Below are 22,584 nucleotides of genomic sequence, written 5' to 3'. Positions count from 1 at the left end.
CGTCGCGCACGGAAAAGCGTTACGCATGAACAGACAATCTCACGCAGAGAGTATCACACAAGCGGGGCCGCAAGTCCGGCCACAATGCTTTCCGTGCAGAATGGCGGCGTTATAAGGAATTGAGCCTCATTCGTCCAGCAAAAGCGCGGATCGAGGCCCTCACCTGTCAAAAAATTCAATAAGGCTCGACCCGGGCGACAAAGCAGCTTATCGATAAAATCATGAATCAACGCCCGCAAGCCCCATCCCCGAAGGCCCCGAACGAGACCATCGCTGCCCGTATCAGCCGGGTTCTGGCTGACCGTATCATCGAAGGGGAAATCGAGCCGGGCACCAAATTGCGGCAGGATCACATCGCCGAAGAGTTCCAGACCAGCCATGTGCCGGTGCGTGAGGCGTTTCGGCGGCTGGAAGCGCAGGGACTGGCCGTTTCGGAGCCGCGCCGGGGTGTGCGCGTCGCCTCCTTCGACATTGGCGAGATTCGCGAAGTGGCGGAAATGCGCGCCGCGCTCGAAGTGCTGGCTTTACGGCATGCGGCGGCGCACATCACCCGCGCCACGCTTGATGCTGCCGAACGCGCCACGCTCGACGGCGACAAATCACGGGACGTGCGAAGCTGGGAAGACGCCAACCGGCGCTTTCACCGGCTCATTCTGGAACCATGCCGGATGCCGCGCCTGCTCGCCGCCATTGACGATCTGCATGCGGCCAGCGCGCGGTTTCTGTTTGCGACCTGGCGGTCGGAGTGGGAAGCACGCACCGATCACGATCACCGGGCGATTCTCGATGCCCTGCGCAAGAACGACATCGACCACGCCGCCGCCATTCTCGCCCGTCATGTGCAATGGATCGGCCACCGCCCGGTCAGAACGGCCTCCGGCAAGATGCGCGATTCTTTTGCGATTGTAGGCTAGCGCCAGAATTCCGGGATAGTTTCTTCCAGACGCGCGCCGATGCGCAAAGGTGCTGCCTTTTCGGCAAGGCCGGTGCGGTCGGAGATTTCAATACCGACACCGCAAATGGTCGCCGGACCATTGGCTGCTTCAAAACGCCCCTTCGGCACCTTGGACAGAAAGCGGTTGAGCGGCTCTTCCTTGTCCATACCAAGCGACGAATCGTAATCGCCGCACATGCCCGCATCCGACATATAGGCCGTGCCATTGCGCAGGATCTGGCAATCGGCGGTCGGCACATGCGTGTGCGTGCCGACGACAGCACTCGCACGGCCATCGACGAAATGGCCGAAGCACTGCTTTTCGCTGGTTGCTTCGGCATGAAAATCGAAGAACACGGCATCGGCCTGCTCGCCCAGCGGACAGGCTTCAAGGATCTTCTCCGCCGCGATAAACGGATCATCCAGATCGGGATGCATGAAGACGCGCCCCATGACATTGGACACGAGCACGCGCGCGCCGTTCCTGGCGATGTAAAGTCCCTCGCCCTTGCCTGCCGTTCCCTTCGGAAAATTGGCCGGGCGTAGGAAGCGGTCCTCGCGCTTGGAGAAATCGAGCGCCTCGCGCTGATCCCAGACGTGATTGCCGGTGGTCACGACATCCGCGCCAGCGCGGATCGTTTCATGAAAAATCTCTTCGGTAATGCCAAAACCGCCCGCGGCATTCTCGCCGTTGACGATCACGAAGTCCAGCTTCAGATCGGAAATCAGCCCCGGCAGCTTTTCATAAACTGCCGTGCGCCCCGACCGGCCCACCATGTCACCAAGAAAAAGCAATCTCATGAGATGAGCCTTATAAGCCTGCGCCCAGCGAACGCAAGCCGCTCTCCGTCAGTATCTGGTTGAGCGCGATATCGTGCGGCTCGTCGGGCACATGCTCCACTTGCTGACAGTCATAGGCCATGCCGATCAGCAAGGGCTGCAAACCGCGTTGGGCAAACCGTGCCAGCGCGCGATCATAATGACCCGCACCATAGCCCAGACGATGCCCACGCGGGTCGAAACCGGCAAGTGGCATCAGCATGATGGTCGGGTCCACCAGCGGCGCCCGTGCATCGGGACCCATCGTGCCGAACCCTGTCTGAACAAGCTGCGCATCGGGCAGAAATTCACGGAAGGCAATGGTTTCCTTGTCCAGCACCACCGGCAGGCAGAGCCTTGCGCCCTTGCCGCGCAGGACGGACAGAAGCGGACGCGGATCAATTTCAGAGCGGATCGGCCAATAGCCCGCCACGAGCGTTCCCTTGGGAATGACCAGCGCCTCTTCGCCGTGTTTCGCAGCCGCGAGCGAGGCTTCATACTGGTAACGGGGTTCCAGCGCATCGCGGCGGGCAAGCACGGCACGCCTGAGCGCCTGTTTTTCCTGACTGCCATCCGGAGCCGCTGCTGCCATCCCCCAAAACCTCTCCATTTGCATAATCCGACTGTAACAGTGGAACCGCAATGAGACGATCCGTCAAGTGATGGATCAGACAGCGTCGGCAATCCGCTCCGACCGGTCACGGATCACCTTCAGCACGACGCCATGAAAATCATTGAGAAACACCTTGCCCCACAGGTCGCAATAGAAGTCGATCGGCGTTGCGATGCGATAATGCGTGGTCAGCGTCAGGCGGGTGCGGCCATCGGGCAGAGGCTCCAGCCGGTAGTCGCCATTGGCCAGTTGAAGATAGCTGCTGTTCACCTTGATATGGGCTTCGACGGCTGCGGGAATGGAGCCCGGGCCGAAGCGGAAATCCCAGGCCAGCAGGCGGTTTTCCTCCCACTGCGTCACGATCTCCTGAAAAGTCACCCCGCGCGTCCATTGCAACTGGCGCACGGCGCCCACGCCCTCCCCTTCGATGCGCGCATTGACCGGCTGCGGCACGCCCACAATACCATGGCTGAATGTCCAGGACAGTTCATCGGCGCGCACATTGCGGATTTCGACGGTCTGCTTCCACACCACTTCCGGCGGTGCGGCAATATCGATCACCGTCGTCACCGACCCGTCATGCGGGGCATAGGAAAACTGAAGCTCTGCCGGAAAGACGGCCAGCGGCAGGGCGACCACCAGCATTGTCGAACGGCGCGAGCGGAGCTTGCGGATGATCCACAGCGTCAATGTCGAGCCGAGTGTCGAGAACACCACGAAGAAGGGCGCAGCCATCACCACGCAGATGCCCGCTTCGTGGAACAGCACCATGCTGACAACGACCAGCCCGCCGATGATGGCCCAGCCCATGCGGACATGCCGCCACAGGTCTTTTTCGGCACGCGGGTCGGCCAGACTGGATGCGAGGCTCGCCACCGCCATCGGCAGCAGCATGAGACCGGCAAAGAACGGCATCTCATCGTCAGCCACACCGGACCAGATCAGCATGTATAAAATCAGGCCATAGGCGAAAGCCACCGGCACGGCGACCGACAGTCTTTCAAATGGGCGCGGCTTTTGGGGCGGTGCAACTTGGGGAGATTCCATCAGAACATGCGAATAATTAAGGTTTATCGCATGTTTACGGGCAATGCGTAGCACAGATCAAGTCTTGAGGACTGGATTTTCATACGCATTGCAAGATGAAAGGAAAGCGGCGACCACGACAACCGATGGTAGTGATTGATCCCGGGAACCTACAAAGTAGGTGGGCACCATATGCGAAAGCCCGCAAGCCTTCACAGGGACAGTTCCCTTAGAGATCAATAAGGCCCCGGGGATGCTGTTACACCTGTCGGGAAGCGCAGTACGCCGCTGATGAATATAGTCGCTCGCAACGGGCTGCGCCAGAGGCTGCGAGGCTTTCACCGCGAAATCTTTTCAGAAAATTCAGAAAGCGCTTAGCTTATGAACTGGCGCGTGGCGCAATGCGGGACGCCACCTGTTCCAGACGCGACGCGACATCCGACAGTATGCCGGTTAGCGCCGCATCGTTGCTGTCGGCGCGCCCGAGCGCTTCATCACGCGCGCGGCGCAGCGTCTCGACTTCGCTTTCCAGACCATTGATGCGCTTCTGCATCTCGGCCATCTCGTCCATCACCATGATTCCGGCCATGACGGTCAGGCGCAAATCGCCGATCTCTCCGAACGACGATTTGAGATGCGTGACATATTGATCGAAACGGTCGGCAAGTCCGCTGAGGTGCTCTTCCTGCCCCTCATCGCACGCCATGCGATAAGCCTTGCCATCGATGGTTACGGTAACGGTCGCTATGATAGCCTCCTATCGATCCAGAACGGCGCGGATGGTTTCCATCGCCGTGACAAGGCGCCGCGACACTTCGCGGTTGGCAGCTTCAAGCCGCTCTGCACGGGCTTCGGACTGGTCGAGTTCCTGAGCGAGACGGCTGCGGTCAGCATTCATGCGCTGCACCTCTTCCTCGGCTTCGGCGAAATCGCCTTCCTTGTCCAGCCGCAGATCAACCGCGCCTTCGAGCGTGTTGAGTGCTTTTTCCAGCCGTTCCAAAACTTGCCTGAGGGTCGCTTCGGGTGCCATCCATGTCCTTTCTGATGCCATTCAACGGCATCGAATCGCGTCTGCCGGACAGGCCTCTTTGAAAAGATTGTAATAATCGACCGCCGGATAAGCAACAAATGAGGTGTCCATATGAGCTTTCATGCACCGTTAATCGGTGCAAAAATGGCTTTTGAGCGATTGTCGGGCTGCTTTCCACAGAACTCAATCGATTAGTCGCAGACAGTTTATTGCCCAAAAGCCACGCATTTATTGACTCCTCATGCGCAGGTGCTATGTGTCCCGGTGCCTTCTGGAGTACGGACCCGAAAAACGGAGGACGGTTTTCGGCGCCATTCGTGCTCAGCCAAAAGGCATCGCCGCAACCCCGTTAAACCCTCCCATGGAAAGACGGCTGAGACCATGAGCAATTCCGACAAACAAAATCAGTTGGCCAACGCAATTCGCTTCCTCTCGATGGACGCGGTTGAGAAAGCCAATTCCGGCCACCCCGGCCTGCCGATGGGCGCAGCTGACATAGCGACGACGCTTTATACCCGTTTCCTTTCGCACGACCCGCAGAACCCGCATTGGCCGGATCGCGACCGTTTCGTGCTGTCAGCCGGTCACGGCTCGATGCTGCTTTATTCGCTGCTCTATCTTTCGGGCTACGAAGACATCACCATCGATGAAATCAAGAATTTCCGCCAGCTCGGCTCGCGTACCGCCGGTCACCCGGAATACGGCCATGCAGCCGGCATCGAAACGACGACCGGCCCGCTCGGCCAGGGCATTGCCAATGCCGTTGGCATGGCGCTCTCCGAACGCATCCTGAACGCACAGTTCGGCGACAGCCTCGTCAACCACTACACCTATGTGCTTGTCGGCGACGGCTGCCTCATGGAAGGCATCAGCCAGGAAGCCATCTCGCTGGCCGGTCACCTGAAGCTCAACAAGCTGATCGCCTTCTGGGACGACAACAACATTTCCATCGACGGCCCGATCTCGATGGCCGACAACACCAACCAGCCAGCCCGTTTCGCTGCTTCCGGCTGGAACACCTTGGCTGTTGACGGCCACGATCAGGAAGCCATCGCCAAGGCCATCGAACTGGCCAAGGTTTCCGACAAGCCGACCCTGATCGCCTGCAAGACGACCATCGGTTTTGGCGCACCGAACAAGGCTGGCACCAACAAGGTGCATGGCTCGCCGCTCGGCGCGGAAGAAATCGCAGCCACCCGCAAGGCGCTCGGCTGGTCGGCAGAACCTTTCGTCGTTCCGGCTGAAGTTCTGGACGCTTGGCGCGTGGCTGGCCTCAACGCCGCCAAGAAGCGCCAGGAATGGGAAAAGCGCTTCGCCGCTGCCGACGCGGAAACCCGCGCAGAATTCGAACGCCGCATGCGTGGCGATCTGCCTGCCGGTTTCGATGCGGCCATCGTCGAATACAAGAAGAAGCTTTCTGCTGAAAAGCCGAAGGTCGCCACCCGCAAGTCTTCGGAAATGGCGCTGGAAGTCATCAACGGCGTCGTACCGGAAACCATTGGCGGCTCTGCCGATCTCACCGGTTCGAACAACACCAAGACCAGCCAGACCAAGGCAGTGACGCCGGAAAACTACGGCGGCCGTTATGTCCATTACGGCATCCGCGAACTCGGCATGTCGGCAGCCATGAACGGTATCACGCTGCATGGCGGCCTGATCCCTTATTCCGGCACCTTCCTGACCTTCTCGGATTATGCGCGTCCGGCCATGCGTCTGTCGTCGCTGATGGGCATCCGCGTCATCTATGTCATGACGCATGATTCCATCGGTCTGGGTGAAGACGGCCCGACCCACCAGCCGGTCGAACATCTGGCAGCACTGCGCGCCATTCCGAACCACAATGTCTTCCGTCCGGCTGACGCTGTGGAAACGGCGGAATGCTGGCAGATCGCCCTGCAGTCGACCAAAACCCCGTCGACGCTGGCCCTGACCCGTCAGAACCTGCCGGTCGTGCGCACCGAGCATCGCGAAGAAAACCTCTCCGCTTACGGCGCTTACGAACTGGCGACCGCCAGCGACGACGCCAAGGTGACGATCTTCGCCACGGGCTCGGAAGTGGAAATCGCGCTCAAGGCCCGCGACCTTCTCGAAGGCAAGGGTATTGCCACACGCGTGGTCTCGGTGCCGTGCTTCGAACTGTTCGAAGGCCAGAGCGACGCCTACAAGCAGGCAACCATCGGCAATGCGCCGGTCAAGCTTGCCATCGAGGCGGCAATCTCGCTCGGCTGGGAACGCTTCATCGGCGAAGACGGCATTTTCATCGGCATGAAGGGCTTCGGCGCTTCGGGTGAGATCAACGATCTCTACAAGCACTTCGGCATCACGGCAGAACACGCCGTTGCAGCCGCGGAAAAGAAGCTCAACGCCGCAGCATGATTTTTTGAACGCCGGCGTCTCAAAAACGCCGGCGTTTAAGTTTCCGGTCAGTGCCGCGCGGGATTTGTCCGAATGCCCGGCACCGTCTGAATTATGAAGCACTGCAAGTGCAGTATCCTATCGGGAGATTTACAGAAAATGGCAGTTCGCGTCGCAATCAACGGTTTTGGCCGCATTGGCCGCAATGTTCTCCGCGCCATCGTGGAATCGGGCCGCACCGACATTCAGGTCGTCGCGATCAACGATCTCGGCCCGGTGGAAACCAATGCGCATCTTCTGCGCTATGACAGCGTCCACGGCCGTTTCCCCAAGGAAGTGAAGGTCGCTGGCGACAGCATCGACGTCGGCTATGGTCCGATCAAGGTGCACGCCGTTCGCAACCCGACCGAACTGCCGTGGAAGGAAGAAGGCGTCGACATCGCGCTGGAATGCACCGGCATTTTCACCGCGCGTGACAAGGCGGCAATGCATCTGGAAGCTGGCGCCAAGCGCGTCATCGTTTCGGCTCCTGCCGACGGCGCTGACCTGACAGTCGTTTATGGCGTCAATCACGACAAGCTCACCAAAGAGCATCAGGTCATCTCCAACGCGTCGTGCACCACCAACTGCCTTGCGCCGGTGGCACAGGTCCTCAATGATGCCATCGGCATCGAAAAGGGCTTCATGACCACGATCCACTCCTATACGGGCGACCAGCCGACGCTGGACACCATGCACAAGGATCTCTACCGCGCCCGCGCGGCAGCGCTCTCCATGATCCCGACCTCGACGGGTGCCGCAAAGGCTGTTGGTCTCGTGCTGCCGGAACTGAAGGGCAAGCTGGACGGCGTCGCTATCCGCGTCCCGACCCCGAATGTCTCGGTCGTTGACCTGACCTTCATTGCCAAGCGTTCGACCACCGTGCAGGAAATCAACGACGCGATCCGCGCAGCCGCCAATGGCCGCCTCAAGGGCATCCTCGGCTACACGGACGAGCCGCTTGTCTCGCACGACTTCAACCACGATCCGCATTCCTCGGTCTTCCACATGGATCAGACCAAGGTCATGGACGGCACCATGGTTCGTATCCTGTCGTGGTACGACAATGAATGGGGCTTCTCCAACCGTATGGGCGACACCGCCGTCGCTCTCGGCAAGCTGATCTAAGCCCCGTGGCCTGACTATGTTTCGCGCCCTTCTCCCCACTGTCGCCCGCTGGCGTCCGCTGGAAGGAGAAGGGCTCGAACATTTGAATCTTGCGCCCGCGGGCCGCAATATTCATGCCGAAAGCGTGGTGATCGGCAATCGCGGCGGCGATGCTTACGGTGTCCGCTACAGCATCGACTGCGACAGCACTTGGCGCGTTATTCATTTCCTTATCGAGACCACATCCGGCCAGAAGCTGGAATTCTCCTCCGATGGCGAGGGCCATTGGCAGTCGATGACTGGCGAGCCTTTGCCGGAGTTCGACGGCTGCATCGACATCGATCTGGCAGGAACGCCCTTCACCAACACACTGCCAATACGCAGGCTTGGCCTGACACCGGAAAGCGGCACCGTTCAGCTCGACATGCTTTATGTGCCGTTCGACAGTTTTCAGCCCCTGCGCGACAGCCAGCGTTATCGCTGTCTGGAAGAAGGCAGGCTCTATCGTTACGCGGCGGCGGACCGCTCTTTCACCGCCGATCTACCCGTCGATGAAGACGGGCTTGTTACCGATTATCCAACCCTGTTCCAGCGTCTGCCCGTTTAAGCCACACTATCCGAGCGATAAGGCTTCACCACGCGCCGGAACAAGCCAGGGAGAAAACTTATGGGTTTCCGCACTCTCGACGACGCCGACGTCAAATCCAAACGCGTTCTGGTCCGCGTTGACCTCAACGTGCCAATGACCGACGGACAGGTGACCGACCTCACCCGCATCGAGCGCATCGTTCCAACGATTGCCGAACTGTCGAAGAAGGGCGCAAAGGTCATTCTGCTCGCCCATTTCGGTCGCCCGAAAGGCGTTGCCTCCGACGAAAATTCGCTGAAGCATGTCGTGAAGCCGCTCGCCAAGGTTCTCGGGCCCTATATTTCTGGTCGGGGCGTCCATTTCGCGGAAGACAGCATCGGCGACAAGGCCAAGGCCGCTGTCGATGCGCTGAAGGACGGTGACGTTCTGCTTCTGGAAAACACCCGTTTCCACAAGGGCGAGGAAAAGAACGATCCGGAATTCGTCAAGGCGCTGGCCGCCAATGGCGATCTCTACGTCAATGACGCGTTTTCGGCTGCCCACCGCGCCCATGCCTCGACCGAAGGTCTGGCCCATGTCCTACCTGCTTTTGCCGGTCGCGCCATGCAGGCCGAGTTGGAAGCGCTGGAAAAGGGCCTCGGCAATCCGGCCCGTCCGGTTGTCGCCATTGTCGGTGGCGCAAAGGTTTCGACCAAGCTCGACCTTCTTTCGAACCTCATCGAAAAGGTCGATGCGCTGGTAATCGGCGGCGGCATGGCCAACACCTTCCTCGCCGCACAGGGCCACGATGTCGGCAAGTCGCTCTGCGAACATGACCTCGCCCATACCGCGCGTGAAATCATGGCCAAGGCCGAAACCACCAAATGCGCCATCATCCTGCCGGTCGATGCGGTTGTGGGCTGGCACTTTGCCGCCGATACGCCGAACAAGACCTATGGCGTCGACGCTGTACCAAGCGATGGCATGATCCTCGACGCAGGTGCGTTGTCCACCGATCTGATCGCCTCGGCCATCGACGATGCGGCAACGCTGGTCTGGAACGGCCCGCTCGGCGCATTCGAACTGCGCCCGTTCGACACCGCGACGGTCAAGACCGCCAAGCATGTCGCGGCCCGCACCAAGGCTGGCAAGCTCGTTTCGGTGGGCGGCGGCGGTGATACGGTCGCGGCGCTGAACCATGCCGGTGTGGCCGACGACTTCACCTATATCTCGACCGCAGGCGGCGCTTTCCTCGAATGGATGGAAGGCAAGCCGCTTCCGGGCGTCGATGTGTTGAAGAAATAAAGCATTTCCAGCAAAAGTGCGAAGCGCCTACGCGGGGAAATCAGTCCACTAGACTGATTTCTGATCCCGCTTCGATGCGCAGGACAATGCGGAAGAACAAATCAAAGGCCCCGGAAACGGGGCCTTTTTCAGTTCAAGATTTCGGCGTCAGTTTTAATAGGCGTCCGGGATCATCATCCTCGATCAGCCAGATCGCGCCGTCTGGACCAACGGCCACGTCGCGGATGCGATTGCCCATATCGAAGCGCTCGGCTTCGTCCGGCTGGCCCTTGCTGTCGAAAGCGACACGCACCAGCGCCATCGAAGAAAGACCGGCGATCAGGGCGGAACCGTCCCACGCCTTGAACAAATTACCCTTGTAGAAGGTCAGACCGCCCGGCGAAATCACCGGATTCCAGTAGACCCGCGGCGCTTCGAATTCCGGGCGCGTGCTGTGGCGCGGGATCGGCCTGCCGCTGTAATTGTCGCCATTGGAAACCACCGGCCAGCCATAATTGAGGCCGGGTTTGATCAGATTGAACTCGTCGCCGCCGCGCGGCCCCATCTCGTGTTCCCACAGCGTGCCATCGGGCGCGAAGGCCAGCCCATAAGGATTGCGGTGACCGGTCGTCCAGGTCAGGCCGCGAATGCCATCCTCCCCCGCATTGGGATTATCCTGCGGCACGGACCCGTCCAGATTCATGCGGAGAATCTTGCCCATCGGGGCCTTGTCATCCTGCGCTGTGGCAGGCTGCATACGGTCCCCGACCGTGAGAAACAAATGCTTGCCGTCCGGTGCGAAGGCGATCTTTCCGCCCGGCTGACCGCCCTTGGCGACCACATCCTGCTTCCACAGCGTGGTCAGGTCTTCAAGCGCGGCCTTGTCGCCGCTCTCTGCCAGTCTGGCCCGCGCCAGCACCACGCTGCTGCCGCCGTCCGCAAGTTCGTTATAGGTGAAATAGAGCGCCTTGCTTTTCGCGAAATCCGGCGCAGGCTCTATGTCGAGCAAACCGTTCTGCCCGCCAAAGGCAACCTTGGGCACGCCCGCCACTTCCGTCTTTTTGCCCGCCTCGGTGACAATGAAAATCTCTCCGGGTTTTTCCGTCACGACCAGACGGCCATCGGGCAGGAAAGCAATCGCCCACGGCGTGTTGAACTCCGCAACACTTGTGACGGTGAATGGCGCCTCGACCTTGGCTTCGCGGTCGCCCGCATTGATACTGGCGGACCAGGCGGATTGCATCGGAACAGATGCAACCGATGCGGCGAGAGCAAATAGCAGGCTGAGATGAGCGACGCGCATGTCTTCTCCTCGGAGGCGTTAGGCGATGAGAACGGCAGGTTATTGTTACATGGGGTCTTGTCGCCCAGATGAAACCCCTCACCGTAAAAACCTTGAACCGGCCTCGTTCGACCGGCGAGAAGAAAACGTGCTCGGCCTAAATCGTTTAAAAAAATTTCAATCGTTTCAAGCAGTTGCGCATGCCATCTTTTTACCGGACACTTCTGCCATCGGCGATAAGTCATCAATTTCCGATGCCGACCGAGGCGAACTCCAGTCGGCCGGTTCTGAAGAGGAGCTTACGAATGACCGAACGTCTTGAAGATATTGCGATTGCCCTGGCCGCTTCCGGAAAGGGCATTCTGGCTGCTGACGAGAGCTCCGGAACCATCAAGAAGCGCTTCGATTCCATCAATCTGGCGTCCACGGAAGAGACGCGCCGCGATTACCGCGAGATGCTGTTCCGCGCTGACGATGCAATGAAGAACTACATTTCCGGCGTCATTCTCTACGATGAGACCATCCGCCAGAAAGCCAAAGACGGCACGCCGCTCAACGACATCATCCGCAATGCGGGCTCGATTCCGGGCATCAAGGTCGATGCGGGCGCGAAGCCTCTGGCTGGTTTCCCCGGGGAGACTATCACCGAAGGTCTGGATGGCCTGCGCGAACGCCTGAACGAATATCACGGCCTGGGGGCGCGTTTTGCCAAATGGCGCGGCGTCATATCAATTTCCGACGCTTTGCCGACATGGGGCGCGGTCAGGCAGAATGCACAGGCGCTGGCGCGCTATGCTGCACTTTGTCAGGAAGCTGGAATTGTGCCAATTGTCGAGCCGGAAGTCCTGATGGATGGCAAGCCGGGCGATCACAGCATCGACCGCTGCTATGAAGTGACCGAGCTGGTTCTAAAGACGGTTTTTGCCGAGCTTTATGACGCCCGCGTCAAGCTGGAAGGCATGATCCTGAAGCCGAACATGGTTCTCGATGGCAAGAATGCGCGCAAGGCGTCGGTCGAGGAAGTGGCTGAAAAGACCGTGCGTTGCTTCCTCAACACCGTTCCCGCCGCAGTTCCGGGCATCGCCTTCCTGTCCGGCGGTCAGACGGGCGAAGAGGCGACAGCGCATCTCTCGGCCATGAATGAAGCTTACGACATGCCGTGGAAAATGACATTTTCTTACGGACGCGCCTTGCAGGCGGCAGCCCTCGAAGCCTGGGGTGGCAAGCCGGAGAACGTCGCTGCCGGTCAGCGTGCCTTCACCCACCGCGCCCGCATGAACGGCCTTGCCGCAACCGGCGGCTGGAAAAAAGAACTAGAACAGGCAGCCTGATTTTTTTCAGGGCAGCGATAGAAAGGATAAGCCCGGTTTGGGTCGGGCTTTTTCATGATTCGTGGAAATGAAAGCCGACAGCCAGCGCCATGACGAATATGGCGATGACGGCAATTTTCCAGAAATCGCCGCGACGCTTCAATCCCGGCAGGCCGAGCGGTTTGATGATGTGCATTCCCATCAGCAGGACAAGCAGCACAGGCAAAACTTTGGTCACGGGCGACACCTCTCCCCTCCTTGTGACGCAGGCGCTTGCAAGCCGCAAGTCTTCTTGTTTCTATTCCAATCTTCATCTTAAGTCCCATGGACGAAGCTTCACGGCTCGGCGTAAATTAAGGGTGGAGGAGATGAAAGTGTACGGAGAAATCCAGGAGGATGCCGGTCTGAGGAGGCCGCGCTCGCGCTGACATCAGATGAAAAATCGCACCTTGGAACGTCCGTCATGCGGGCGGTGCGCGGTGCGTGTTTCTGGGAGGAAACAGCATGACTTCGAAATATGCCGAAACCTATGCCGCATGGCAGGCCGATCCTGAACGGTTCTGGGCGGAAGCCGCAGAGGCGATTGACTGGTTCAAGCCCTGGGATCAGGTTTTTGCAGGCGACGAAGGCGTCTATGGTCGCTGGTTCACCGGTGCGGAATGCAACACCTGTTACAATGCGCTCGACCGCCATGTCGCCAATGGGCGCGGCAATCAACTGGCGCTGATCTATGAAAGCCCCGTCACCGGCAAGGTGCGCAAGTTCACCTATAGCGAATTGCTGGAGGAAGTGGAGGCGCTCTCCGCCGTCATGCTCGACAATGGCGTGAAGAAGGGCGACCGCGTTCTGATCTATATGCCGATGGTGCCGGAAGCGGCAATTGCCATGCTTGCATCGGCGCGCATCGGTGCAGTTCATTCTGTCGTCTTTGGCGGTTTCGCCGCCAATGAACTCGCAACCCGCATCGACGATGCCAAGCCGGTGATGATCATTGCCGGTTCCTGCGGCATCGAGCCGACGCGCGTGGTGCCCTATCAGGACATGCTCGACAAAGCCATTGCATCCGCCCACCACAAGGTCGGCCATTGCATCATTCTGCAGCGCGAGCAGCATGCCCATACCCCGGTTGAAGGGCGCGACATCGATTACACGGCTGCTGTGGACGCCGCGCGGGGCCGACACGTGCCCTGCACGACAGTCGCCGCGACCGATCCGCTTTATGTGCTCTATACATCCGGCACCACCGGCGAGCCAAAGGGCGTGGTGCGCGACAATGGCGGGCACATGGTGGCGCTGGCGTGGTCGCTCAAACACGTCTTCGGCGTGGAGCCGGGGCAGGTCTTCTGGGCCGCTTCGGATGTTGGTTGGGTGGTTGGCCACTCCTATATCGTCTATGCGCCGCTGCTGGCAGGCGCCACGACGATCCTGTTCGAAGGCAAGCCCATTGGCACGCCGGATGCGGGCACCTATTGGCGCATCATCGCCGAACATGGCGTGGAGGTGATGTTCACCGCGCCGACGGCGCTGCGCGCCATCAAAAAGGAAGATGCCGACGGGAATTTCGTCCGCAACTATGACCTGTCGAAATTCCGTGCGCTGTTTCTGGCAGGCGAACGCGCCGATCCGGACACAATCCACTGGGCGGAGAACCTGATCGGACGCCCGGTGCTTGACCATTGGTGGCAGACCGAAAGCGGCTGGCCGATGGTAGCCAATCCGCTTGGTCTCGGCCTTCTGGAAACGAAATACGGATCGCCTGCGGTCTGCCTTCCGGGCTACGATATCCGCGTGCTGGATGATGAAGGCCATGAGGTGGAACGCGGCCAGCTAGGCAATATCCTGATCAAGCTGCCACTGCCGCCCGGCTGCCTGCCGACGCTGTGGAATGCCGATGAACGCTTCAGGAAAGCCTATCTCGCGGAGTTCCCCGGCTATTATAAAACCGCCGATGCCGGATATATGGATAGTGATGGCTATCTCTATATCATGAGCCGGACCGACGATATCATCAATGTCGCGGGCCATCGCCTGTCCACCGGCGCGATGGAAGAGGTCCTTTCCGGTCATCCCGATGTGGCGGAATGCGCGGTGCTGGGCATTTCCGATCCCGTAAAGGGGCAAGCGCCTTGCGGTTTTCTGGTGCTGAAATCTAATATCGACCGCGATCCGCACGAAGTCGAAAAGGAATGCGTGGCCATGGTTCGCGACGCCATCGGCCCGGTCGCCGCCTTCCGGCTGGCCCTGACCGTGAAGCGCCTGCCCAAGACCCGCTCGGGCAAAATCCTGCGCTCAACCATCCAGAAGATCGCCGATGGCGAGACATGGAAAATGCCCGCCACCATCGAAGACCCGGCGGTTCTCGATGAAATCAGCACTCTTTTGCGGGAGCGCCATATCGGAATGGCCTTCGCCTGAGCTTTATAGCGGCATCAGCCAAACTATTGACCGGCGGTTTTCGCCGGTCCACTCTCCGCGCGAAACGGAGAACAGACCATGCAGCTTGAAGGCAAGGTAGCCATCGTCACCGGCGCTGCCCGCGGTATTGGCTATGCCATCGCAAAACGCTTCCTCATGGACGGCGCCAGCGTCGTTCTGTCGGATATCGACAACACGGCCACCTTGCAGGCGGTCAAAGACCTCGAACAATTCGGCGATGCGCGCGCCATGGCGGCGGATGTCGGCGACAAGCTCGATATCCATAATCTGATGACCTATACCGTCACCAATCTTGGCGAGATCGATATTCTCGTCAACAATGCCGGTATCGTTCACAAGACGGATTTTCTTGACCTCAAGGAAGAGGATTTCGACCGCGTCATGCGCGTCAATCTGAAGGGCGCATTTCTGTGCGGGCAAGCCGTCGCCAAACGCATGGTCGCGCGTGTGGAAGCTGGCGGCGAAGCGGGCACGATTATCAATATGTCATCGATCAACGCGATTTTCGGACTGCCGGACCAGCTTGCCTATTCCGTCTCCAAGGGCGGGCTCAGCCAGCTGACACGCACCATGGCCGTGGCGCTGGCGAAATGGGGCATTCGCGTCAACGCCATCGGCCCCGGCTCGATCCAGACCGATATGCTGTCAGCAGTGAATACGGACGCCGAGGCGCGAAAGACGATCCTGTCGCGAACGCCACTTGGCCGCATTGGCGATCCGGCGGAAATCGCATCCATCGCTTCCTTCCTCGCATCGCGGGACGCAAGCTACATCACCGGCCAGACGATCTATGCCGATGGCGGTCGCCTGCCGCTCAGCTATCTGGCTGAACCGCCCTTCAAACCATAAGCAGACCCCGCGCCCTTGTTGCAGTGGGCATATATTAGCGACATAATAATATCGCTTTGCTCCTGACAGAAAGCTGTCAGGAGGGGTGTGCGATAGTGTTTCCCTAAGGATGAGGGAGATGAACTATGGCACTCGCAATCGCACCGCTGATCGCAATCTTGAAGGAATACCGGCGCAAGCATGATGAGCGCCGCCGTTTTGTCCGCACCCAGCGGGCACTGGACGGTTTACCGAAAGATCTGCGCAAGGATTTGGGCTGGCCGGATCGCTATCTGGAACAGCGCAAGACAAAATATTGCAACGGAGAGTGAACCCGGAATGCGCAGAGCAGACCGTCTTTTCCAGATCGTTCAGCACCTGCGCGGTGGCAGGCTTGTCACCGCGCGCCAGCTTGCCGAACGGCTGGAAGTCTCCGAACGAACGATCTATCGCGACATATCCGACCTGCAATCAACCGGCGTTCCGATCGATGGCGAGGCCGGTGTCGGCTATATATTGCGGCAGGGTTTCGAGCTGCCGCCCCTGATGTTCACGCGGGATGAAATCGTCGCGCTGGTGGCAGGAGCGCGCCTCATCCGCGCCTGGGGTGGCGTATCCATGGCGCGCGGCGCCGAGGAAGCGCTGGTCAAGATCGAAGCCGTTCTGCCCAAGGAAGAACGTGCGCGGATCACCGGCACGCAGATCCACGCCCCTACTGCCAGAATCAGCATTGACGAGCGCCGCATCATCGATGCTGTCGAGCGCGCCGTGGATGAAAGCAGTGTGCTCAATATCCGCTACCGCGACCTCGAAGCGCGCGAGAGCGAACGCGACATTCGCCCGCTCGGCCTGTGGTTCTGGGGCAAGGTGTGGACCGTCATCGGCTGGTGCGAGTTGCGCAATGCGTTCCGCACCTTCCGCACCGACCGTATTGTCGAAGCAAGCGAAGCGGGCCGCCGGTTTCGCGCCGAGCGCGGCAAAACGCTGGCCGATTTCTACCGCCTGATGGAAATGAGCGAGTACAACGCATTCAAGGATTGAAATCACCCAAGAAGACTGCAGCCTCTGCTCCGTCGAATGTTCTGCATTCGACGGAGTTTTTTCTTCATTGCTCCGTCAGAATCGCACTGAGTTGTGCCACGATATATTGAAGCGCCTGATCCTCCTGTCGGCGCTTGTGCCAGGCAATATGCAACGGAAAGCCGCTGACTGTGATAGGCGGCGGGAAGGCAACAAGGTCGCTATCCGCATCCAGAACGCAATGCGAAGGCAGCATGGCGATCATATCCGTGCTTTTGAGCAGATCCGGCACCATGCCAAAATTGGGCACCACGAGACCGATGCGCCGCTTCAAACCCTTTTCAGCGAGAATCTTGTCTGCCGGGCTGTTGGTGTCGCCGCGTCCCGACACCAGTATGTGCGGATAAGCCAGCCAGTGATCGAGCGTAAACCCTCTGGCCGCTGGATGATCACGGCGCATGACGACACGGTACGTCTCGTCCAGCAGATGCTTGCGCTGAAGATCGTCGTCCGCATCTGGAAACACCGATAGTGCAAGGTCACTTGCGCCGCTCACCAGCGCTTCTTTTGCGGCCGCCGCGCCATGCCACGGCTGCACCACGATATCGATGCCCGGCGCATCCGCAGCAAGGACCTGCAACAACGGCTTGATCACAAAGATGGCCGGATAATCGGCCATGCAGATTTTGATTGTCTGTCGGATCGAAGCCAATGGCACATGCGGCGGGTCGACCAGCGCCATGACATCGGAAAGCAAGGTCTTCAACGGCGCGCGCAAGGCTTCGGCGCGCGCCGTGCGCCGCATCGAACCGCGCCCGCGTTCGAGCAACTCATCGGCGAAGACCACTCGACAGCGTTGCAAGGCGTTGGATACGGCTGGCTGTGTCAGATGCAGACGATCCGCCGCGCGACTGACATGCGCCTCGTCGAGAAGTGCATCCAGAATGACCAGAAGATTGAGATCTATCGCCCTTAAATTCATGAAATCAATAATAACATATATAAATAATATATTGGAATAATTACCGCATCGATTTCATCATCCTTCCAACATAAGGAGCCGTTGAAAGGAACAGATGATGTCCAGAACTTTGATTTTGCTTTTTCATCCCGATTTGTCGCAATCAAAAGCCAATGCCACGCTGGCAGGTGCAGCCGCCCAACTGCCGGAAGTGGACATTGTCGATATGCAGACTGCCTATCCCACCGGGATCGACTTTTACAAAGATGGCGAGCGTGAAGCGCAACGCCTTCTCGCGGCGGATCGCATCGTGCTGCAATTTCCGCTCCAGTGGTATTCAACGCCGCCGCTTTTAAAAGCCTGGCAGGATGCCGTGCTGACCCGCATGTTTTACGTGACTTATGAACAGGAAGGCCGGGCGCTGGAAGGAACGCCCATCATGATCGCCGCGACCGCTGGCAACGTGCCCGAGGCTTATACGCCCGGCGGACGCAACCTGTTTCCAATGAATGATCTTATGGCCCCGTTGCGTGCCACAGCCAATCGGTGCGGGCTGGAATGGGCCGAGCCGTTCTTCCTCTATGCAGCAGACAAGCTGGCACCGGATGCGCTCGAAAGCGCGGCAAGCCGCTATGTTCAGGTTCTGGAGCGCTGGATAGACGCAACACCCGTGGACAAAACCGAACACAAGGCGGCCTGAACGAAAACGCCCGGCATAAAGCCGGGCGCCAACTGACAGATATCGAGAGGCGGATGCCTGACGATTATTCTTCGTCTTCGTCGGTGTTCGTGCCCTTGAGGGACGAAAGCTTCGCGAAAACCTTGTCCGCGTCGAGTTCTTCTTCCGCAGCTGGTTCGTCGCGATAATCGAAGTTTTCCGTTGCCGAAGCCGGCAGCAGCGTGCTGTCGGATTCCGGTGCAGCCGGACGGTTGCGGGCTGCGCGTTCGACTTCGATGTCGAGATCGATCTGCGAGCAAAGGCCGAGCGTGACCGGATCCATCGCCGTCAGATTGGCCGAGTTCCAGTGCGAACGATTGCGAATCTGTTCGATGGTCGACTTGGTCGTGCCGATCAGGCGCGAAATCTGCGCATCCTTCAGCTCGGGATGATTGCGCACCAGCCAGAGAATCGCGTTCGGACGGTCCTGACGCTTTGACAGCGGCGTATAGCGCGGGCCCTTGCGCTTGGCTTCAGGAACGCGAACCTTCGGGTCAGCAAGCTTCAGACGGTAATACTGGTCTTTTTCGCCCTTCGCGATTTCCTCGCGCGAAAGCTGTCCTGTAATGACCGGATCGAGACCCTTGATACCCTGAGAGGCTTCACCATCGGCAATCGCCTTCACTTCCAGCGGATGCAGCTTGCAGAAAGCTGCAATCTGGTCAAACGACAGAGCCGTATTATCGACAAGCCAGACGGCCGTTGCCTTCGGCATAAGAAGCTGAGTGGCCATTAGATATAATCCTTCTGTTCGTCCGCTCCGGTGGCGCGGGACGTGGAAAAAACCACAATTTCCGGGAAATCACGGCCTATATATAGGTTTTTTGGCAGCAGGGCAAGAATGCGCTGAAGCCCGCACAACAATCTGTGCGTGATTTCTCGATTGCGGCTATGACGAGCCGAAACTCTCAGGCGATATCGAGCACAATCTTGCCGATATGCCGCCCCTCTTCCATGCGCTCATGGGCACGCCAGGCATCCTTCAGGGAAAAGATCATATCCATGACCGGCGCGACACGACGCTCGGCCAGAAGCGGCCAGACTTTTGCCTCCAGCTCGCGTGCGAGTTCTGCCTTGAATTCAACCGGGCGGGCGCGCAGGGTCGATCCGGTATGGGTCAGACGCTTGGTCATCAGCAGCGCGAAATTGGCGGTGGCCTTGGCGCCGTTCAAAAACGCGATCTGCACGATGCGGCCATCTTCGGCGGCAACCTTATAATTGCGATCAACATAATCGCCGCCCACCATGTCGAGAATGACATCGGCACCCTTCCCGCCGGTCAGTTCCTTGACGGCAGTAACGAAATCCTCGTCACGATAGTTGATCGCGTGATCGGCGCCGAGCTTCACGCAGGCATCGCATTTATCCTTGGACCCGGCGGTCACGATCACCGTCGCTCCGAACGCCTTGCCCAATTGGATAGCAGTCGTGCCGATACCCGACGAACCGCCATGGATCAGCAGGGTCTCGCCTTCCTTCAGGCCACCGCGTTGAAAAACATTGTGCCAGACGGCGAAAAAAGTCTCAGGGATGGCCGCAGCTTCGATATAGCCATAGCCGGAGGGCATCGGTAGCGCATTGGTTTCATGCACCACGGCATATTCGGCATAGCCGCCGCCGGGCAGCAGAGCGACAACCTGATCGCCCTTCTTGAAGCGCTTCACACCACTCCCGACAGCCACGATATCGCCTGCGATTTCCAAACCCGGAATATCGGATGCACCCTGCGGCGGCGCATAATTTCCCTGCCTTTGCAGCACGTCCGGCCGATTGACGCCGGCAGCCCGCACACGCACCAGCACCTGTCCTTCCCCCGGCTCCGGCATGGACCTCTGCGCGGGGCGCAGCATATGCGCGCCACCCGGTTCGGAAATCTCGATTGCAGTCATCCGTGAAGGTAAATCGGCCATCATCATCAAAACTCCTGTTCGAACGCAGCCGGAAGCGCATGCGCCATACACAGTTTCGCACCGTCGCAGAAATACCTCACAAAAGGTCTGATCTGGGTTCGATCCTGGCCACACGCAATTCCGTTAGAGAAATCGTAATCGATTTTCCCAAATGTATATGCGAAGATTCAAGGTGTTAAATCTTTTCTCGGTAACTATGGCATCATTGACCACGGAGGAAGGCCATGAGCGGTTTCGAAGAAGATGCGATAAAACCACGCGACAGCGCTGTGCTCAGCGAAGATGAATTGTCGCTGCTTTCAGTCGCGGAGATCGATCAGCGCATTGTCTTGTTGCAATCGGAAATCGAGCGTCTGAAAACCCATAGACTGAAGAAAGGCGACAGTCGCGCCGCGGCAGAAGCTTTGTTTCGCTAAAAATGCCAGTGGAAGCCACGCCAGCGGCTTCCATAAATCCCCGGCATCAATGCGGGGCAATCACATAGGAATGTCGTTGTGCGCGTTTACATTCAGGTCCTGTCCCTTCTCTGTGGAACAGCCTTTCTCCTGATGGCATCGGGTCTGCATGGGTTGCTTTTGCCCCTGCGCGGCGGTGCCGAAGGTTTCTCGGTCACCTCGCTCGGTATGCTGGGCACCACCTGGGCAGGCGGTTTCGTGGCGGGCTGTCTTTTCGCCCCGCGCCTTGTGCGCCGTGTCGGGCATGTACGCGCCTTCGGCTGCTTTGCCGCATCGGCGGCGGTCATCGCACTTCTCTCCGGCATATTCGTCGACGCGACGATATGGGTCATTCTGCGCGCCTTCACCGGCTTTTCGATGGCCGGCGCCTTCATGGTCATTGAAAGCTGGCTGAATGAGCGCGCCACCAACGAATCGCGCGGCAAGATTTTCGGCCTCTATATGATGGTCAATTACGGGGCGACCATGACCGGCCAGATGCTGGTTGCAGGCGGCGACGTGCGCTCCGATCATCTGTTCATGATTTGCGGCATTCTCTTCTGTCTGGCGCTCATTCCGACCGCCATTTCAACAGCCGTCAGCCCAAGACCGCTGACCGAAGTGCAACTCGACCTCAAGGCGCTCTACCGCAACTCGCCCGCTGCCTTCGTCGGCTGCATATTGATCGGCATCGCCAATGGCGCATGGGGCACGCTTGGCGCTGTCTTCGGCGCAAAATCCGGCATATCGACCACAGAAATCGCCCTCATGGTCAGCGTGACCATTGCGGCAGGCGCATTGATGCAGATCCCTATCGGGCGCATTTCCGATCTGGTGGATCGCCGTTTTGTACTTGCGGGCGTTGCCGCACTGGCAGCCCTCGTCGGCCTCGTCGCATTCATCGTCGGGCCGACCAGCGGCTCCGTCATCATCGTCATGACGGGCTGCTACGGCGCGCTTGCCTATGCGCTCTATCCGGTCGCCGTGGCGCACGCCAACGACCATGCAACGGCGGAAAGCTTTGTGAAAGTCTCCAGCGGCCTGCTGTTGCTCTACGGTTTCGGCACCATGCTCGGCCCGCTTCTGGCCGCTGCGGCCATGGATATATTCTGGCCTTCCGGGCTCTTTGCCATAACCATGCTGGCGCATATTTCGATTACCGGCTACGCGCTGTTCCGCTCGCGCCAACGCGCCGCGGTTCCCAAGGAAGAGAAGGATCAGTTCAAGAGCATGCCATCTGAACGTGGTGCGACACCGGAAGCGATGAACCTCGATCCGAGAGCCGAAACGGAAAGCTGATCTGATCGTCTATTGAAAGAAGCGGGATAGCGCTGAAACCGCGCCGATAGAAAAAACATGAATCAAAATGTTCGGCGGCTGTGGCACAGCCGCCAATATTAAACTCAGGTCGGGCAAGGTGCAGCCGTGAGAGCGAGGTTCGATCTGATTCATCACATCGGCGCTCTAACTGTCTATTTCAACGCACATCTTTTCTGAAAACCGTTTTTCGGTTTTCAAGATGCGCTCTCAAAGGCGCTGCCGCCATCGACCGTTCTGGCCGAGATGCTTATCGCTATATCAGGCCGCAGCAACACCCGGCTTAAGCCAGTCTGTTCCACGTCCGATATAAAATGGCTTGAAGCGCCTTTGCGGCTTCCCTGTCTATGCCCCTTGGGTTTGCGTCAGTGACGCGTTACCTGAGATCTAAGCTTCTCTATCTGGTCCTTCAGCATAAGCTTCTTGCGCTTGAGAGACGCAACGTGAAGATCATCCATTGCCGGTGACGCCAAAGCATCGGAAATTTCCTGCTCCAGAGCGCCGTGCTTCTTTTCAAGCGTGGCAAGATGGGACTCGATAGCCATCATCAGTTCTCCTTTGGTTGATTTCCACACGATAACGGAACAGCCAGA

At 58.9% G+C, this 22,584-nt stretch carries 25 protein-coding genes and 1 other RNA gene; 14 read left to right on the top strand and 12 right to left on the bottom strand.

Annotated elements, in window-relative coordinates; genetic code table 11:
- The first annotated feature begins 221 nt into the window (after window positions 1-221).
- The gene (locus WIX40_RS15990; protein WP_109369758.1) at window positions 222-914 is read left to right on the top strand and encodes a GntR family transcriptional regulator; all 693 of its coding nucleotides are present in this window, start codon (window positions 222-224) and stop codon (window positions 912-914) included.
- Here the strand turns inward: WIX40_RS15990 and WIX40_RS15985 are convergent.
- The 6 genes from WIX40_RS15985 to WIX40_RS15960 form a co-directional block, all read right to left on the bottom strand.
- The gene (locus WIX40_RS15985) at window positions 911-1,735 is read right to left on the bottom strand and encodes a TIGR00282 family metallophosphoesterase (protein ID WP_109369759.1); all 825 of its coding nucleotides are present in this window, start codon (window positions 1,733-1,735) and stop codon (window positions 911-913) included. The two genes, WIX40_RS15990 and WIX40_RS15985, sit on opposite strands and share 4 nt — an antisense overlap.
- A gap of 10 nt (window positions 1,736-1,745) precedes the next feature.
- Entirely contained in the window at window positions 1,746-2,345 is a 600-nt protein-coding gene (locus WIX40_RS15980; protein ID WP_171318731.1) for a 5-formyltetrahydrofolate cyclo-ligase, read from the bottom strand.
- A gap of 75 nt (window positions 2,346-2,420) precedes the next feature.
- Window positions 2,421-3,413 (bottom strand): SRPBCC family protein, encoded by a 993-nt coding sequence (locus WIX40_RS15975; RefSeq protein ID WP_339440619.1) that lies wholly within the window; start codon window positions 3,411-3,413, stop codon window positions 2,421-2,423.
- Between the two features lie 107 nt (window positions 3,414-3,520).
- A non-coding RNA gene (gene ssrS / locus WIX40_RS15970) (6S RNA) lies at window positions 3,521-3,679 on the bottom strand.
- A gap of 92 nt (window positions 3,680-3,771) precedes the next feature.
- Complete coding sequence (locus WIX40_RS15965) at window positions 3,772-4,140, bottom strand: cell division protein ZapA (protein WP_109369762.1); 369 nt, start codon at window positions 4,138-4,140, stop codon at window positions 3,772-3,774.
- A 9-nt stretch (window positions 4,141-4,149) separates the two neighbouring features.
- On the bottom strand, window positions 4,150-4,422 hold the full coding sequence (locus tag WIX40_RS15960) for a DUF4164 domain-containing protein (protein ID WP_109369763.1): 273 nt from the start codon (window positions 4,420-4,422) through the stop codon (window positions 4,150-4,152).
- 381 nt (window positions 4,423-4,803) lie between these two features.
- On the opposite strand from WIX40_RS15960, the gene tkt reads away from it, so the two are divergent.
- The 4 genes from tkt to WIX40_RS15940 all read left to right on the top strand — a co-directional run bounded on the left by tkt (window position 4,804) and on the right by WIX40_RS15940 (window position 9,796).
- Window positions 4,804-6,798, top strand: coding sequence for a transketolase (gene tkt, locus WIX40_RS15955; RefSeq protein WP_109369764.1), 1,995 nt, complete (start codon window positions 4,804-4,806; stop codon window positions 6,796-6,798).
- Window positions 6,799-6,936: 138 nt separating this feature from the next.
- Entirely contained in the window at window positions 6,937-7,944 is a 1,008-nt protein-coding gene (gap, locus tag WIX40_RS15950) for a type I glyceraldehyde-3-phosphate dehydrogenase (protein WP_109369765.1), read from the top strand.
- A 16-nt stretch (window positions 7,945-7,960) separates the two neighbouring features.
- Window positions 7,961-8,530 (top strand): putative glycolipid-binding domain-containing protein, encoded by a 570-nt coding sequence (locus WIX40_RS15945; RefSeq protein WP_339440617.1) that lies wholly within the window; start codon window positions 7,961-7,963, stop codon window positions 8,528-8,530.
- 60 nt (window positions 8,531-8,590) lie between these two features.
- Window positions 8,591-9,796 carry a phosphoglycerate kinase gene (locus WIX40_RS15940; protein ID WP_339440615.1) on the top strand — a complete coding sequence of 402 codons (1,206 nt, stop codon included), beginning with the start codon at window positions 8,591-8,593 and terminating at the stop codon, window positions 9,794-9,796.
- A 133-nt stretch (window positions 9,797-9,929) separates the two neighbouring features.
- On the opposite strand, the gene WIX40_RS15935 is transcribed toward WIX40_RS15940, so the two are convergent.
- On the bottom strand, window positions 9,930-11,078 hold the full coding sequence (locus WIX40_RS15935) for a PQQ-dependent sugar dehydrogenase (protein ID WP_339440614.1): 1,149 nt from the start codon (window positions 11,076-11,078) through the stop codon (window positions 9,930-9,932).
- 25 nt (window positions 11,079-11,103) lie between these two features.
- On the opposite strand from WIX40_RS15935, the gene WIX40_RS15930 reads away from it, so the two are divergent.
- Window positions 11,104-11,379 carry a hypothetical protein gene (locus WIX40_RS15930; RefSeq protein ID WP_339440612.1) on the top strand — a complete coding sequence of 92 codons (276 nt, stop codon included), beginning with the start codon at window positions 11,104-11,106 and terminating at the stop codon, window positions 11,377-11,379.
- Complete coding sequence (locus WIX40_RS15925) at window positions 11,363-12,388, top strand: class I fructose-bisphosphate aldolase (RefSeq protein WP_339440610.1); 1,026 nt, start codon at window positions 11,363-11,365, stop codon at window positions 12,386-12,388. Before WIX40_RS15930 ends, WIX40_RS15925 begins: the two co-directional genes overlap by 17 nt.
- Before the next feature lie 52 nt (window positions 12,389-12,440).
- Here WIX40_RS15925 and WIX40_RS15920 read toward each other — a convergent pair whose 3' ends face one another.
- Complete coding sequence (locus tag WIX40_RS15920) at window positions 12,441-12,605, bottom strand: hypothetical protein (protein ID WP_167836096.1); 165 nt, start codon at window positions 12,603-12,605, stop codon at window positions 12,441-12,443.
- A 266-nt stretch (window positions 12,606-12,871) separates the two neighbouring features.
- Between WIX40_RS15920 and WIX40_RS15915 the strand changes: the two genes are divergently transcribed.
- From WIX40_RS15915 to WIX40_RS15900, 4 genes are all read left to right on the top strand, one after another.
- Window positions 12,872-14,782: a propionyl-CoA synthetase gene (locus WIX40_RS15915; protein WP_339440608.1), complete on the top strand. Its 1,911-nt coding sequence runs from the start codon at window positions 12,872-12,874 to the stop codon at window positions 14,780-14,782.
- A 78-nt stretch (window positions 14,783-14,860) separates the two neighbouring features.
- Window positions 14,861-15,652, top strand: a complete 792-nt coding sequence (locus WIX40_RS15910) for an SDR family NAD(P)-dependent oxidoreductase (protein WP_339440606.1) — start codon at window positions 14,861-14,863, stop codon at window positions 15,650-15,652.
- Window positions 15,653-15,777: 125 nt separating this feature from the next.
- On the top strand, window positions 15,778-15,963 hold the full coding sequence (locus WIX40_RS15905; RefSeq protein ID WP_109369772.1) for a hypothetical protein: 186 nt from the start codon (window positions 15,778-15,780) through the stop codon (window positions 15,961-15,963).
- A 7-nt stretch (window positions 15,964-15,970) separates the two neighbouring features.
- On the top strand, window positions 15,971-16,672 hold the full coding sequence (locus WIX40_RS15900; RefSeq protein WP_078339507.1) for a helix-turn-helix transcriptional regulator: 702 nt from the start codon (window positions 15,971-15,973) through the stop codon (window positions 16,670-16,672).
- A 64-nt stretch (window positions 16,673-16,736) separates the two neighbouring features.
- Here the strand turns inward: WIX40_RS15900 and WIX40_RS15895 are convergent, their stop codons facing one another.
- Window positions 16,737-17,633 carry a LysR family transcriptional regulator gene (locus WIX40_RS15895; protein WP_339440605.1) on the bottom strand — a complete coding sequence of 299 codons (897 nt, stop codon included), beginning with the start codon at window positions 17,631-17,633 and terminating at the stop codon, window positions 16,737-16,739.
- A gap of 94 nt (window positions 17,634-17,727) precedes the next feature.
- On the opposite strand from WIX40_RS15895, the gene WIX40_RS15890 reads away from it, so the two are divergent.
- Window positions 17,728-18,312, top strand: coding sequence for an NAD(P)H-dependent oxidoreductase (locus WIX40_RS15890; protein WP_339440604.1), 585 nt, complete (start codon window positions 17,728-17,730; stop codon window positions 18,310-18,312).
- 64 nt (window positions 18,313-18,376) lie between these two features.
- On the opposite strand, the gene WIX40_RS15885 is transcribed toward WIX40_RS15890, so the two are convergent.
- Window positions 18,377-19,063, bottom strand: coding sequence for a DUF1013 domain-containing protein (locus WIX40_RS15885; protein WP_078339508.1), 687 nt, complete (start codon window positions 19,061-19,063; stop codon window positions 18,377-18,379).
- 175 nt (window positions 19,064-19,238) lie between these two features.
- Window positions 19,239-20,243: an NAD(P)H-quinone oxidoreductase gene (locus WIX40_RS15880; protein ID WP_339441063.1), complete on the bottom strand. Its 1,005-nt coding sequence runs from the start codon at window positions 20,241-20,243 to the stop codon at window positions 19,239-19,241.
- A gap of 221 nt (window positions 20,244-20,464) precedes the next feature.
- Here WIX40_RS15880 and WIX40_RS15875 point away from each other — a divergent pair, with 221 nt between their 5' ends.
- Together WIX40_RS15875 and WIX40_RS15870 are read left to right on the top strand one after the other, a co-directional pair.
- Complete coding sequence (locus WIX40_RS15875) at window positions 20,465-20,656, top strand: DUF1192 domain-containing protein (RefSeq protein WP_339440603.1); 192 nt, start codon at window positions 20,465-20,467, stop codon at window positions 20,654-20,656.
- A 78-nt stretch (window positions 20,657-20,734) separates the two neighbouring features.
- Complete coding sequence (locus WIX40_RS15870; RefSeq protein ID WP_339440602.1) at window positions 20,735-21,973, top strand: MFS transporter; 1,239 nt, start codon at window positions 20,735-20,737, stop codon at window positions 21,971-21,973.
- A 383-nt stretch (window positions 21,974-22,356) separates the two neighbouring features.
- On the opposite strand, the gene WIX40_RS15865 is transcribed toward WIX40_RS15870, so the two are convergent.
- Window positions 22,357-22,539, bottom strand: a complete 183-nt coding sequence (locus WIX40_RS15865; protein ID WP_171058804.1) for a YdcH family protein — start codon at window positions 22,537-22,539, stop codon at window positions 22,357-22,359.
- Window positions 22,540-22,584 lie beyond the last annotated feature (45 nt).

The sequence above is a fragment of the Ochrobactrum teleogrylli genome, from assembly GCF_037482325.1.
GTDB lineage: Bacteria > Pseudomonadota > Alphaproteobacteria > Rhizobiales > Rhizobiaceae > Brucella > Brucella teleogrylli.
This window is presented reverse-complemented; position numbering and strand designations above follow the sequence as displayed.

Coding starts and splice junctions, on each gene's coding strand:
- WIX40_RS15925 (WP_339440610.1), top strand. CDS start 11,363: ATGACCGAACGTCTTGAAGATATTGCGATTGCCCTGGCCGCTTCCGGA.
- WIX40_RS15985 (WP_109369759.1), bottom strand. CDS start 1,735: ATGAGATTGCTTTTTCTTGGTGACATGGTGGGCCGGTCGGGGCGCACG.
- WIX40_RS15935 (WP_339440614.1), bottom strand. CDS start 11,078: ATGCGCGTCGCTCATCTCAGCCTGCTATTTGCTCTCGCCGCATCGGTT.
- WIX40_RS15875 (WP_339440603.1), top strand. CDS start 20,465: ATGAGCGGTTTCGAAGAAGATGCGATAAAACCACGCGACAGCGCTGTG.
- WIX40_RS15900 (WP_078339507.1), top strand. CDS start 15,971: ATGCGCAGAGCAGACCGTCTTTTCCAGATCGTTCAGCACCTGCGCGGT.
- WIX40_RS15960 (WP_109369763.1), bottom strand. CDS start 4,422: ATGGCACCCGAAGCGACCCTCAGGCAAGTTTTGGAACGGCTGGAAAAA.
- WIX40_RS15865 (WP_171058804.1), bottom strand. CDS start 22,539: ATGATGGCTATCGAGTCCCATCTTGCCACGCTTGAAAAGAAGCACGGC.
- WIX40_RS15915 (WP_339440608.1), top strand. CDS start 12,872: ATGACTTCGAAATATGCCGAAACCTATGCCGCATGGCAGGCCGATCCT.
- WIX40_RS15885 (WP_078339508.1), bottom strand. CDS start 19,063: ATGGCCACTCAGCTTCTTATGCCGAAGGCAACGGCCGTCTGGCTTGTC.
- WIX40_RS15940 (WP_339440615.1), top strand. CDS start 8,591: ATGGGTTTCCGCACTCTCGACGACGCCGACGTCAAATCCAAACGCGTT.
- WIX40_RS15975 (WP_339440619.1), bottom strand. CDS start 3,413: ATGGAATCTCCCCAAGTTGCACCGCCCCAAAAGCCGCGCCCATTTGAA.
- WIX40_RS15910 (WP_339440606.1), top strand. CDS start 14,861: ATGCAGCTTGAAGGCAAGGTAGCCATCGTCACCGGCGCTGCCCGCGGT.
- WIX40_RS15880 (WP_339441063.1), bottom strand. CDS start 20,243: ATGATGGCCGATTTACCTTCACGGATGACTGCAATCGAGATTTCCGAA.
- WIX40_RS15890 (WP_339440604.1), top strand. CDS start 17,728: ATGATGTCCAGAACTTTGATTTTGCTTTTTCATCCCGATTTGTCGCAA.
- WIX40_RS15990 (WP_109369758.1), top strand. CDS start 222: ATGAATCAACGCCCGCAAGCCCCATCCCCGAAGGCCCCGAACGAGACC.
- gap (WP_109369765.1), top strand. CDS start 6,937: ATGGCAGTTCGCGTCGCAATCAACGGTTTTGGCCGCATTGGCCGCAAT.
- WIX40_RS15945 (WP_339440617.1), top strand. CDS start 7,961: ATGTTTCGCGCCCTTCTCCCCACTGTCGCCCGCTGGCGTCCGCTGGAA.
- WIX40_RS15895 (WP_339440605.1), bottom strand. CDS start 17,633: ATGAATTTAAGGGCGATAGATCTCAATCTTCTGGTCATTCTGGATGCA.
- WIX40_RS15980 (WP_171318731.1), bottom strand. CDS start 2,345: ATGGCAGCAGCGGCTCCGGATGGCAGTCAGGAAAAACAGGCGCTCAGG.
- tkt (WP_109369764.1), top strand. CDS start 4,804: ATGAGCAATTCCGACAAACAAAATCAGTTGGCCAACGCAATTCGCTTC.
- WIX40_RS15905 (WP_109369772.1), top strand. CDS start 15,778: ATGGCACTCGCAATCGCACCGCTGATCGCAATCTTGAAGGAATACCGG.
- WIX40_RS15930 (WP_339440612.1), top strand. CDS start 11,104: ATGAGAACGGCAGGTTATTGTTACATGGGGTCTTGTCGCCCAGATGAA.